The following is a 12,160-nucleotide window of genomic DNA, read 5'->3' on the forward strand; positions in this document are numbered from 1 at the left end:
GCCGTCGGGGGTGGGCAGGAGGATCTGGCGGGGCCCGATGGTCGTACGGCCGTCGGCGAGCGGCACGGGCAGACCCGACAGCCGGTCCGGGTCGACCCCGGCGAGGCTGTCGTACAGCCGCCGCCACCAGCCCGGCTCCTTCTCCAGTCCCGCGAGGCGGTCGATCGCCTCGGTCAGCGGCACGCGCGCGACGCCCAGCGTCCGCAGCTCCACCCGGCGTTCGAGCCCGGCCGGGAGGAGGCTGGGCAGGACCTCGGCGAGCACCCGCACGGTCTCGGCTCCGGCGCCCTCGACGACCTCGGCGTCGCGGGGCCGGAGGGACTCGGGCAGGTCGGTGTCCTCCGTGTCCGGCTCGACTGCCGGCGGCAGGAAGGATGTGCGCGGCAGCCGCTCCAGGATCGCCTGACGCAGCGCACCGTCGAGCTCCCCCTTGCCGAGCGGTCCCGGCACGAGGTCGATGATCCCGGCTCCGACCGGCCGCCAGTCGGCGAGCAGCTCGGCGTACGCGTCCGCCGCCCGCTGCACGAGGAAGTCAGTGAGCGGCCCTGGGGCGGCATGGCGGCGGGTCGTGTCGAGGGGGAAGGAGGCGATGAGCAGGGCGGGCACGCCGAGGGCTTCGTCGCTGGGCGTGGGCGCGTGGACGACGGGGCTGGTACGGGGGCGGACCGGGGCGCCGTCGGCGTCCACGGGTACGGCCCAGGTGACGGACCAGTGAGGGCGCAGCCGCTCCTCGGTGGGGCGGTCGGCGAGCAGGGCGGGTTCGAGGGGGCCGTGCCCGGAGACGGCACGCCAGTAGGTCGTCCCGTTCCGCGAGTCCTCGACGGTGACGATCCTCCCGGCTGTCCCCTCGCCGCGCCGCCGCATGGTGCGTACGCCGTCGCCGTTCTCCACGACGACTTCCTCCAGGCCGGGCAGGGCGAGGAGCAGGGCATCGTCGATCGAGTCGAGGAGACGCTCGGTGAGGTCCTGGGCGGCGGGGTCGCGCAGGGGCAGGATCACCACGGTGTCGTACGGGTCCGGGGCGGTGCCCTCGGCGGCGAACGGCAGCCTCAGCAGGGGCACATGGCCGTCGCGGCGGCGGATCTCGTCGTCCAGGCCCGGGCTGTGGCGGGCCCTGTCCGTGGCGAGTTCGCGGGCCTCGGCGAGGGACCAGCGGGCACCGCCGTGCCGGCCGACGATGGCGGGTTCGTCGGTCACGGCGAGCACGGCGGAGAAGCCGACGCCGAAGCGGCCGACCGCGCCTTCGTGGTCCTCCCGCTTGGCGGAGGCGCGGAGGGTGGACAGCGACTCGACGCCTGCCGTGTCGAGGGGGGCGCCGGTGTTGGCGGCGACGAGGACGCCGCCGCGGAGGGTGAGCCGGAGGCGGCCCGGTACGCCGGCGCGGGCTGCCGCGTCGGCGGCGTTCTGCGCGAGTTCTACGACCAGGCGGTCGCGGTAGCCGCCGAGGGCGAGGTCCTCCTCGGCGTTCGCGTCCTCGCGGAACCGCGCCGGGCTGGTCGCCCAGGCGTCCAGCACCCCACGCCGCAGACGTCCCGTCCCGAACGGGTCCGCGCCCTCGGCCGCCGGCCGCACGAACTTGCTCACGGTTCAGTCTCCTTCTTGGGGGTGGGGCCGGGTGCCTCCGGCGGTTGGGCGGTTTGGGTTCGTTGTGGGGTGCGGGTTGGTTGTGGCTGGTCGCGCAGTTCCTCGCGCCCCTGGGTTTGTGGGGGGTGCGGGGCCGTGGGCCGGTGCGTCAGCCCGTCGCAGGGTGGGCATACGGCCCGGTGTCGGTACACGGTGCGGGTTTCCTGAGACCGAACCTACGCGACGGGCATACGACGCACCGACCCACGACCCCTCCCGCCGGTGGGCAAGTGCGGGGTTCGTCGGGGCGCAGGCTTTTGCTTTTAGGGGCGCGGGGAACTGCGCGACCAGCCACGACGGCGCTGCAGCCGACAACGAACCCAACCGCCGGAGGCAACCGTCTAAGAATGGCCCAGTTCTGCCGACGACTCGTCCGACGTGACCGGTACCGAGCCCGAGTCCGGGGAGGGGCGGAGGGGGAACGGGTCCACTCGGGTCTCGTCGATGACCGGCGGGGCCGGGCGGGGCGGGGCAGGCATGACCGCCGCCTCCGAGTGCCCGCCGCAGCCGTACGCCAACGACACCACATGCCCGTCAGCCGGCGAGAACTCGTTGCCGCAGACACCGAACGCCTGGCCCAGAGAGCCGCTGATGGGATACAGGAAACCGCAGCTGACGCAGGAGGCGGGCGCGGCCTGGGCCATCGCGGTCGTGGCCCCGTGCGTGTCCTCCCAGCGGTCTGCCGCCGTATGCAGGCCGTACCGGGACAGCACCCGCGCCCGACGCAGCCCCAGCTCCTCCGCGACGGAGGCGATCGAACCGCGGGAGGGCGCGACGGGAAGGGTCGCCGGCGGACCGGCCGTCACCTCGACGTCCTCCGCCTCGACGAGCTCGGCCATCTCCTCGGAGACGGGCGAGTTCGGCGCGGGCTCGTCCTCGCCGGTGAAGCCGGGCTCCAGCCGGAGATCCTCCGCGTCCGTGGGGAGCAGATCCCCCGGCCCCATGTCCCCGGGGCGGAGCCGCTCGCTCCACGGCACCCACTCGGGAGCGAGCAGCGCGTCGGGGCCGGGCAGGAGCACCGTCTCGTCGAGGGTCACGATCTTCGCGCGGGATGCCCGGGCGACGGTCACCGCCCAGCGCCAGCCGCGATACCCCGGCTCCTTGCACTCGAAGAAGTGCGTGACGACGCGGTCCCCTTCGGAGACGAGCCCGGAGTGCTCTCCGACGACGCCGGGCGCGGCGGCCTCCTCGGCCGCGGACCGGGCGAGGTCGACTGCCTCGGCGCACAGACGGTCTGGGGTGCGGCTTCGCGTTGTCGCGCTCACAGGTATCGCTTCTCTCCTACGCCGTCTCACGAGTGCGCCATCCCTCGGCGGGGGTGCGGACGGAGCGGCTGGGGTGCACCTCCCAGGCCCTTGAAACACTGAGGGAGGGCCGCGTCGACGTCCGCGCCCGATCGAACTCAGGCGCACCTACGCCATCCATTCTGCGGGATGGCCGAGAGGCGCGCGGCCGAGAACCACCGTCGCGGGGCGCGCTACGCACGCTACCCTCTCGCTGCCTCTGGGCACACACCGAGTCGCTGCGCATTCGCCGCACTTTGGCCTGGCGCGCCGTTCTGAGCGCTCCCGCGGGCCCGTGCCCGCCACTCCACTCGGCCTCTATACGCGCGGTAACTGCACTACCCCGGCCCATCAGGGGGCACTATGACGGAGTGGCAGCCGCGAGGTCGCCCCAAGGTGCCGCCGGAATCGGTGGAAGCGACACCGGGGGAAGTGGTCGGATGAGCGGAGCAGGCCCGGTACGCGGGGCTCTCCGTTCCGTCGGGCGTGCCCTGCACCTGCCCTTCACGGGAACGGCGAGAGGAATCCGGAAGGCGACCCACGCCCACGGGGCGGGCGAATCGGGCCTCGGCAAACTGATCGAGCTGCACGGCGTCAACGGCGCCGGCGACGTCATGATCACCGTGGCCCTCGCGTCCACCGTCTTCTTCTCCGTGCCGACGGACGAGGCCCGCGGCCGCGTGGCCCTGTACCTGGCGATCACGATGGCCCCGTTCACGTTGCTGGCCCCGGTCATCGGCCCGCTCCTGGACCGCCTCCCGCACGGCCGCCGCGCCGCGATGGCGGGTGCGATGCTGGCGCGGGCCATGCTCGCCCTGCTGCTCTCGGGCGCGGTGGTCACCGGCAGCATCGAGCTGTATCCGGCCGCGCTCGGCGTACTGGTGGCGTCGAAGGCGTACGGCGTGGTCAGAAGCGCGGTGGTGCCACGGCTCCTGCCGCCCAGCTTCTCCCTGGTGAAGGCGAACTCGCGGGTCACGCTGGGCGGGCTCCTCGCCACGGGCGTGGCCGCGCCCATCGGGGCGGGGCTCCAGGCGCTGGGCCCGCGCTATCCGCTGTACGGCGCGTTCGTGATCTTCGTGGCGGGTACGTTCCTGTCGTTCACGCTGCCTCCCAAGGTCGACTCCGCGAAGGGCGAGGACAAGGCGCTGCTGGCGGCGGACGAGCAGCATCTGCACGGGCCGCACCTGAAGCCGCCACGGCGCCCGGGCCTGCGTACGGTCGGAACGGCGGTCACCCACGCGCTCGTGGCGAACGCGGCACTGCGCGGTCTGTCCGGGTTCCTGATCTTCTTCCTGGCGTTCCTGCTGCGCGAGGAGCCGCTCGGCGGCCAGAGCGCGGCCGTCTCGCTGGGCATCGTGGGCGTCGCGGCGGGCGTGGGCAACGCGCTCGGTACGGCGGTGGGGGCGGCGCTGAGATCGCGGGCGCCGGAGGTGATCATCGTGACGGTGATCGCTGTCGTGCTGGGCGTGGCGATCATGGCGACGGTGTTCTTCGGGGCGTTCCTGGTGGCCGCGCTCGGGGCGTTCGCCGGCTTCTCGCAGGCCCTGTCCAAGCTGTCGCTGGACGCGCTCATCCAACGGGACGTTCCGGAACTGGTGCGTACGTCGGCCTTCGCCCGCTCGGAAACGCTGCTGCAGATGGCGTGGGTGGTCGGCGGTGCGATCGGGATCGCGCTCCCCCTCATCGGCACACTCGGCATGTCGGTCGCGGCCACGATCGTCGCCGCCGGCTGGCTCACCACGGTCCGCGGCCTGCTGACGGCGGCCCGGCACCGGGGGGATCGCCCACACGCCCGGGTGGCATAAACACCGACGTGCCCCGTGAGGGGCGTGCCCCTTAGGGGCGCGGGGCTGTATCAATTTGCGGCTCCGCCGCGTGGGCGCGACCAGCCCCCACCGGCCCGCAGCCGACGTACGACCCGCGTGTGGCACTACCCCCACGTGGCCGGGCCACCCCACGCGCCCGATAGCCTTCCCCCATGACCTCCCTGCCCCGCGGCAGTGCCGCTACTGGACACGGCCTTGCTCGCCGTCGTCGCGCCGTCACCGCCGTCGGCGCCGTTTTCGCCGGACTTCTCGTCCTGTCCGCCTGTGAGAAGCCGACGCCGATGGCGACCGTCACGGTCGGCAAGAGCTCGAAGAGCGCCGAGGCCGAGTGCTACAAGGACGGCGAGAGCCTCGGCCGTGAAGAGGCCACGCAGTGCACCCGGGCGAAGCCCTCCGACACGATCAAGGTGCCGCAGGGCGAGACGCTGCGCATCGGTGTCGACCCGGAGATCGCGGACGAGGGCTGGGCCCTGTGGATCAACGGGCAGCAGGTCATCTCGCCGCTGAAGAAGACGTACTACGCCTTCCAGGGCGTCGACCTCTTCGCCGACCAGCAGGGCCAGAGCGCGCCCAAGACGCTGAACATCAGCGTCGTCCAGCAGTCCGGTTCGGACATCCAGGGCGTGTGGAACTTCAAGCTCGAGAACGCGGACGCCTGATCCGCCGCCGGATCTGCCGGATCTGTCCGAAGCCATGCGCATCCTCGTAGCCACCGCAGTCCCGGCCGAACGGGACGCGGTGGCGCGGGCATTCACGGCCGCGACGCACCGCACCACGTACGACGTGCTCGCCGTGGGCGTGGGCTCCGCGGCCGCCGCGGCCTCGACCGCGACCGCCCTCACCACCGCCGCCCTGACCGGGAATCCGTACGGCCTCGTCGTCTCGGCCGGTATCGGTGGCGGCTTCCAGCCCGAGGCGCCCCTCGGCTCGCTCGTCCTCTCCGACGAGATCACCGTCGTGGACCTGGGCGCCGAAACCCCGGACGGCTTCGTTCCGGTCACCGAACTCGGCTTCGGGGCCGTCAGCCACCGGCCGCCGGAATCGCTCGTACGAGAAGTCGCGGCCGTCACGGGGGCACGTACCGGCACGGTCCTCACCGTCAACACCGTGACCGGGAGCGCCGAGCGTGCCGCCGAGTTGCGGCGGCGTCATCCACGGGCGCTCGCCGAGGCGATGGAGGGCTTCGGGGTCGCGGAGGCGGCCGCCGCGCATACCGTGCCCGTGCTGGAGCTGCGCGCCGTGTCGAACCCCGTCGGCCCCCGCGACCGCGCCGCCTGGCGTATCGGCGACGCCCTCGCGGCACTCACGGAGGCTTTCGGGAAGCTAGCGCCTGTGATGGAGAGTTGGAACCCACATGAGCCCAATGGACCCCACGAGCCCGATGAATCCTGAAAGCGCCGAGCCCGTCGGCGGCGAAGAGCCGCTCCGGATCGCCTACTCCCCCTGCCCCAACGACACCTTCGTCTTCGACGCCTGGGCCCACGGCCGGATCCCGGGCGCGCCCGCGCTAGAGGTGACCTTCGCGGACATCGACGTCACCAACGGCATGGCCGAGCGCGGCGAGTTCGAGGTGCTGAAGGTGTCGTACGCCGTTCTGCCGTACGTCCTCGACGACTACGCCCTGCTGCCGTGCGGCGGTGCGCTGGGGCGTGGCTGTGGGCCGCTGGTGCTGACCCGGGAGCCGGACGTCGACCTCACGGGCCGTACGGTCGCCGTGCCGAGCGAGCGGTCGACCGCGTATCTGCTCTTCCGCCTGTGGGCCGCCGACACGATCGCCGAGGAAGTGGGCGAGATCGTCGTCATGCCCTTCCACGAGATCATGCCCGCGGTACGGGACGGGAAGGTCGACGCGGGGCTCGTGATCCACGAGGCCCGCTTCACGTACCAGAACTACGGGCTGCACAAGCTGGCCGACATGGGCGAGCACTGGGAGCGGACGACCGGGCTGCCGATCCCGCTCGGCGCGATCATCGCCAAGCGGTCCCTGGGCGCCGAGCGGCTGCTGCTCCTCGCCGAGTCCGCCCGTGCGTCCGTCCGCGCCGCCTGGGACGACCCGGAGGTCTCCCGTCCGTACGTCCTGGAGCACGCCCAGGAGATGGACCCGGCGGTCGCGGACCAGCACATCGGGCTGTACGTCAACGAGTTCACGGCGGATCTCGGCGAGGACGGTTACGCGGCGGTTCGCGGGCTGCTGACGCGGGCGGCGGCCGAGGGTCTTGTCCCGCCCCTCGGGCCGGGCGCCCTTGACTTCCCGTAGGCGCCCGCGCCCCTCCCCGCCGACAGCAGGCTGTGAACCCGCTACACGTCCAGCTGGTCCGCCACCGCCCTCAGAAGGCCTGCGATCTTCTTGCCGGAGGCCTTGTCCGGGTAGCGGCCCTTTTCCAGCATCGGGGTGATGTTTTCGAGGAGCGTGGTGAGGTCCTGGACGATCGACGCCAGTTCGTCCGGCTTGCGGCGCTGGGCGGCCGCGACCGAGGGGGTCGGGTCCAGGAGCGTCACCGAAAGCGCCTGGTCACCGCGCTGGCCGGCCACCACGCCGAACTCCACGCGCTGGCCCGGCTTGAGAGCATCGACTCCGGCGGGCAGGACCGAGGAGTGGACGAAGACGTCGCCGCCGTCGTCGCGGGAGAGAAAGCCGAAGCCCTTCTCGCTGTTGAACCACTTGACCTTGCCGGTAGGCACGTCTGTCCTCGTCCTCGTACTCGTCGGATGGTGCTCTGGCTGAATGATGAACGGTCTCGGAAAACTGCTCTGGATAGCATTACAGCGGGTCGTGCCCGACCCGCCGGTACCAAGGCTAATGGTCCGGCGGCGACTGACAAGACGTCCCCGGATTGTTCCTTCGCGCTGGGAACTACCCTGGTCGGGTGCGTGACAAAACCCAACCGAATTCCGCCGAACCCGGTGACCGACTGGTCCGTGCCGGCGCGATCGTGTTCTTTGCAGGGGCCGTGGCCACTTTGGTCACCGTGGCCCCGCTGCTGCTCGACAAGTCGCCCTTCCCGACATACATGTTCGGCCTGAGCATGCTGATGGGCGTGGGCTTCCTGATCGCGGGCGCGGGCGTCCTCCGATCGGTCGCGGCACAGCGCCGCCGGGCCCGCTCCGTGCAGTAGGCCGGCCGAAGGCCCCGTTACGGACCAAGCCCTGGTTCGGCCTACGCGCGATATTTCGGCCTACGCGCGATATTCGGCCAGCCAGGCCGGAAATGCCGTCAGGTCCGCGAGCACGACATCCGCTCCGGCCGTACGCAGCTCCTCCGCGTCGCACGGCCCGGTGGCCACCGCGACGGACAGTGCGTCCGCGCTGCGCGCACCGCGTACGTCGCCGGTGTGATCGCCGACGTACACACCCGCCCCGTACTCGCGCAGCGCCTCCGCCTTGCGCTCGGCCCACAGGTCGCCGACGACGGCGTCGGCGGCTATGCCGAGGTGCTTGAGGTGGAGCTTGGCGTTGGGCTCGTACTTGGCGGTGACGACGATCGCGCGCCCGCCCGCGGCCTGCACGGCCGCGATCGCCTCATGGGCGCCGGCCATCGCGCGCGTGGCGGCGATGGCGTGTGTGGGGTACATCTCGCGGTAGACGTCGGCCATGGCGGCGACCTGGTCGGCCGGGAACCAGTTCACCAGCTCCTCCGCGAGCGGCGGACCCAGCCGCGTGATGGCCAGATCGGCGTCGATGTACGTCCCTGTCCGCTCGGAAAGCGCCAGGTAGCAGGCGTGGATGCCGGGGCGGGAGTCGATGAGGGTCATGTCGAGGTCGAAGCCGACGGTCAGCACGCGGGAAGGGCGAGAAGTCATATGGGCCATTGTGCCCAGCAGGTTGTACCAGCCATGCGCCCGCCCGTTCCGCCTTCACAGCCGCCCCATACACTCAGCGAAGCCTCACCAACCTTTCCAGCCACCCTTGCCGCCCCACCGTCCCCAACTCACAACTTTCCTTCCTCTCCGCGGAGTTACCGGCCCATGGCAGTCAGACGCGCCCTCGCGATGGTGGCTGCCCTCGTGGCGCTGCTGCTCGCGGTGCTGTTCAGCCTGGCCGTGGGCGCCCGCGCCATCGCGCCGACCGCGGTCCTCGACGCGCTGCTGAACGGCGGTCACAGCGACGCCGCCGAGGTCGTACGCGGACTGCGGGTGCCCCGGACGCTGATCGGACTGATGGTCGGTGCGGGCCTCGCGATGGCTGGAACCGTGCTCCAGGGCATCACCCGCAATCCCATCGCCGACCCCGGCATCCTCGGCATCAGCCAGGGCGCGTCGGTGGGCGTGGTGCTGGCCATCGCGTTCGCCGGGATCCACACGCTCACGGGGTACGTGTGGTTCGCCTTCGCGGGGGCGGGGATCGCCTCGGTCGTGGTGTACGCGATCGCGTCGGGCGGTCGGGGCGGTGCGACGCCGGTGAAGCTCGCGCTCGGCGGGGCCGCCGTCAACGCGCTGCTCGTGTCCGTCACGACCGCCGTGCTCACCACCAAAGCCTCCGCGCTGGACGAGTTCCGCTTCTGGCAGGTGGGTGCGCTGGCCGGGCGGGACGCGGAGATCGTCGGGCAGGTTTGGCCGTTCCTGCTCGTCGGGGCCGTGCTGGTGCTGTCCGTGGCCCGAGGCCTTGACGCGCTCGCGCTCGGCGACGACGTGGCGAAGGGACTCGGTCAGCGGGTCGCGACGATACGAGTGGTCGGCGGGCTCGGGGCCACGATCCTCACCGGCGTCGGTGTCGCCGCGGCCGGACCGCTCGCCTTCATCGGGCTCGCGGTGCCGCACATCGCCCGCGCGATCGTGGGGCCCGCGCACCGGTGGGTGCTGCCGCTCTCCGCCCTGCTCGGCCCGACGATGCTGCTGGTCTCGGACACGGTCGGCCGCGTGATCTTTCCGCCGAGCGAGGTTCCGGCCGGGGTGATGACGGCGCTGATCGGGGTGCCGTTCCTGGTGGGGCTCGTGCGCAGGAAAGCGGTGGCGGCGTGACGGCGACCGGGTCGACTCGGTCGACCGAAGCGACCAAGTCGGCTGGATATGGCGTGACCGCGGCCGGATACACGGTGCTGCGCACCCGGCGGGCGGCCATCCTGCTGCACCGGCGGGCGACCGTGGTCGGCGCGGGACTGGCCGTGCTCCTGGCCGCGGCCTGTCTGGCGTACCTCTGTGTGGGCGAGAGCTTCGTGGCGCCCGGGGAAGTGCTGAAGGTCCTGACGGGCCGGCCGTCGCCCGACGAACTGGTCGTCGGAACGCTGCGGGCGCCCAGGCTCGTCGTCGGGCTGCTCGTCGGGGCCGCCTTCGGCATCGCGGGCGGACTGATCCAGACCGTGGCGCGCAACCCACTCGCCAGCCCGGACATCATCGGCATCAGCCAGGGCGCGAGCGCGCTGACGGTGGGCGCGATGACGTTCGGGGTCACCTCGTACACGGTCCTTCCGTATCTGTCGGTCGCGGGCGGCATCCTTGCCGCGGCGCTCGTGTACGCGTTCGCCTGGCGCGGCGGTCTGCACGCCACCCGCTTCGTCCTCATCGGCATCGGATTCGCGATCGCGCTGCGCTCGATCATACCCTCTTCATGACCAAGGGCGACTATCTCGTCGCCCAGCAGGCGCAGATCTGGATGACCGGTTCGCTGAACGGCCGCGGCTGGGCGGAGGCAGCTCCTCTCGGCTGGACGCTGCTGCTCCTCCTGCCTGCGGTGGCATGGGCCGCCTGGGCGCAGCGGATGATCGGGCTCGACGACGACACGGCGACCGCACTGGGCGTACGTCTGAACCGTGTGCGCCTCGGGCTCGTGGTGCTCAGCGTCGTACTGGCCTCGGTGGCGACCGGCGCGGCGGGGCCGGTCGACTTCGTGGCGCTGCTGGCGCCGCAGATCGCCCGCCGGATGACGCGTACCGCGCAGATCCCGCTCGTGTGCTCGGCACTGCTGGGGGCCGTCATCGTCGTACTGGCCGATCTGCTGGCGCGGCGACTGTTCTCACCAACGGAGTTGCCGGTGGGGGTGCTGACGGCCGCTGTCGGGGCGCCGTATCTGGTCTGGCTGCTCGTCCGAAGCCGTCGGGTGTGAACGCCGGGCAGCCGCCCGTGCGCCGAGCACGGTGAACGGACGTACTCCTACGACTGTTGCCGCCGCGCCTTCCACACCAGGTACAGCGCCGACGCGACGGCCGCACCCCGGAGCACCCACGGCCATGTGTCGGCGATCGCCGCGTTCATCTGACCCTCGGGGATGGGGTCCCCCCAGCGCCCCTCCGTGCGGCCCCACAGCCAGGTGATGCCCGCGGCGGCCACCAGACCTGGCACGCCCAGGACCGCCCACTTCGACTCGGCGGGAGTCAGACGGCGCGAGAGGTAGGCGATGAGCCAGCCGAAGGCGAGGACGACGAGGTTGCCGATGACGGCGCCGGCGACGAGGAGGGCGGCAGCCAGCAGAAGGAGGGGGTTGGGAACGCCACCACCGGTGCGCGGGCGGGCCGAGGGGATGAAGCGGCGGCGCCGCTTCGTCGTCGTCTCGGCCGCCCCCTCCGTCCCGGTCGCCTCGACCGGTTCCTTGACCAGCTCCTTGGGCTCGGCAAGCGGGACGGGCTTCTTCGGGGCGGGTTCGTCCGTCTCCGAAGGCGGCGGCTTGAGCAGCTCCGGAATCTCCACGCCGCCCACGAACCCGGGCACGCTGTCCATCATCCCGAACGGAGTGCTGTCCACCCGAGTGCTGTCCACCCGCCACCAGTCGGGCTGCGCGGACCCGAGTTCGTCGGTGCTCGCGAGGTGCGGCGGGGAGGGCACGTCCTCGGGAAACGGCTGTACGTCACTGGTGCCGGGCTCGGCGGGGCGCGGCCGGGGCACGACACGGCGCAGCCCCTTGGGCCGCTCCTCGGGTTCCTGAGTGCGCTGGGTGGGCACGGCGGCCCCGGAGGCCCCGGACTCCGGCGCGCTGCCGTCGGCGTTCGTATGCGCCGCCGAGACGACCTCCTCCGGGCTGCCGAGACGCGCGAGGATACGACGTACGGAGGCCGGGCTGTCGGTCGCCTTGGCCCGACGCCGGTCGATCTCGCCGCGCAACTCCGACACGAGCCGCATCCGCGTGCCCGACGGCAGTTGGCGGCTCTGGGCCAGGTCGCCCACCCGGCTCAGATAGTCGAATACGAGCTGATCGCTCTCGATCCCCACGAAGTCCCCTCCGGGGTGGCAGTGTTGGCGGTTCTGGGGGCTGTGCCCCCAGGCCCCCAATCTAAGGGTTGTGTCTCGACTGCGGGTCCGTCGTGGCTTGTCGCGCAGTTCCCCGCGCCCCTTGGGTGGGTGGTGGGTGCGGGGTCGTGGGCCGGTGCGTCAGCCCGTCGCAGGGTGGGCATACGGCCCTGGGCTGGTACAAGGGGCGGGTTTCCTGAGACCGAACCTACGCGACGGGCATACGACGCACCGACCCACGCCCCCTCCCGCCGGTGGGCAAGTGGCGGGT

The 12,160-nt window shown here is 72.1% G+C and carries 11 protein-coding genes and 1 pseudogene; 7 read left to right on the plus strand and 5 right to left on the minus strand.

Annotation, left to right across the window (positions count from 1 at the left end):
* Together G5C60_RS45720 and G5C60_RS45725 are read right to left on the minus strand one after the other, a co-directional pair.
* A partial coding sequence (locus G5C60_RS45720; RefSeq protein WP_420907476.1) for a sacsin N-terminal ATP-binding-like domain-containing protein occupies positions 1-1,584 on the minus strand: 1,584 nt, incomplete at its 3' end.
* Between the two features lie 380 nt (positions 1,585-1,964).
* On the minus strand, positions 1,965-2,888 hold the full coding sequence (locus G5C60_RS45725; RefSeq protein ID WP_165269350.1) for a DUF3027 domain-containing protein: 924 nt from the start codon (positions 2,886-2,888) through the stop codon (positions 1,965-1,967).
* Between the two features lie 389 nt (positions 2,889-3,277).
* Between G5C60_RS45725 and G5C60_RS45730 the strand changes: the two genes are divergently transcribed.
* From G5C60_RS45730 to G5C60_RS45745, 4 genes are all read left to right on the plus strand, one after another.
* Complete coding sequence (locus tag G5C60_RS45730; protein ID WP_165269352.1) at positions 3,278-4,711, plus strand: MFS transporter; 1,434 nt, start codon at positions 3,278-3,280, stop codon at positions 4,709-4,711.
* A 173-nt stretch (positions 4,712-4,884) separates the two neighbouring features.
* The gene (locus G5C60_RS45735) at positions 4,885-5,391 is read left to right on the plus strand and encodes a hypothetical protein (protein ID WP_165269354.1); all 507 of its coding nucleotides are present in this window, start codon (positions 4,885-4,887) and stop codon (positions 5,389-5,391) included.
* A 34-nt stretch (positions 5,392-5,425) separates the two neighbouring features.
* On the plus strand, positions 5,426-6,124 hold the full coding sequence (locus tag G5C60_RS45740; protein ID WP_165269356.1) for a futalosine hydrolase: 699 nt from the start codon (positions 5,426-5,428) through the stop codon (positions 6,122-6,124).
* Entirely contained in the window at positions 6,114-6,989 is an 876-nt protein-coding gene (locus G5C60_RS45745) for a 1,4-dihydroxy-6-naphtoate synthase (protein ID WP_165269358.1), read from the plus strand. Before G5C60_RS45740 ends, G5C60_RS45745 begins: the two co-directional genes overlap by 11 nt.
* Before the next feature lie 41 nt (positions 6,990-7,030).
* Here the strand turns inward: G5C60_RS45745 and G5C60_RS53445 are convergent, their stop codons facing one another.
* Positions 7,031-7,414 (minus strand): cold-shock protein, encoded by a 384-nt coding sequence (locus G5C60_RS53445; protein ID WP_099503518.1) that lies wholly within the window; start codon positions 7,412-7,414, stop codon positions 7,031-7,033.
* Positions 7,415-7,599: 185 nt separating this feature from the next.
* Between G5C60_RS53445 and G5C60_RS45755 the strand changes: the two genes are divergently transcribed.
* Positions 7,600-7,848, plus strand: a complete 249-nt coding sequence (locus tag G5C60_RS45755) for a hypothetical protein (RefSeq protein ID WP_165269360.1) — start codon at positions 7,600-7,602, stop codon at positions 7,846-7,848.
* Between the two features lie 60 nt (positions 7,849-7,908).
* On the opposite strand, the gene G5C60_RS45760 is transcribed toward G5C60_RS45755, so the two are convergent.
* Positions 7,909-8,541, minus strand: a complete 633-nt coding sequence (locus G5C60_RS45760) for an HAD family hydrolase (RefSeq protein WP_165269362.1) — start codon at positions 8,539-8,541, stop codon at positions 7,909-7,911.
* Positions 8,542-8,697: 156 nt separating this feature from the next.
* Here G5C60_RS45760 and G5C60_RS45765 point away from each other — a divergent pair, with 156 nt between their 5' ends.
* Together G5C60_RS45765 and G5C60_RS45770 are read left to right on the plus strand one after the other, a co-directional pair.
* Positions 8,698-9,690, plus strand: a complete 993-nt coding sequence (locus G5C60_RS45765) for a FecCD family ABC transporter permease (RefSeq protein WP_165269364.1) — start codon at positions 8,698-8,700, stop codon at positions 9,688-9,690.
* A gap of 53 nt (positions 9,691-9,743) precedes the next feature.
* Positions 9,744-10,771 (plus strand): annotated as a pseudogene (locus G5C60_RS45770) (FecCD family ABC transporter permease).
* Positions 10,772-10,818: 47 nt separating this feature from the next.
* Here G5C60_RS45770 and G5C60_RS45775 read toward each other — a convergent pair.
* Positions 10,819-11,871: an HAAS signaling domain-containing protein gene (locus tag G5C60_RS45775; RefSeq protein ID WP_165269366.1), complete on the minus strand. Its 1,053-nt coding sequence runs from the start codon at positions 11,869-11,871 to the stop codon at positions 10,819-10,821.
* Between the last annotated feature and the right edge of the window lie 289 nt (positions 11,872-12,160).

Origin of the sequence: Streptomyces scabichelini (assembly GCF_011045015.1) — a bacterium.
Lineage (GTDB): Bacteria > Actinomycetota > Actinomycetes > Streptomycetales > Streptomycetaceae > Streptomyces > Streptomyces scabichelini.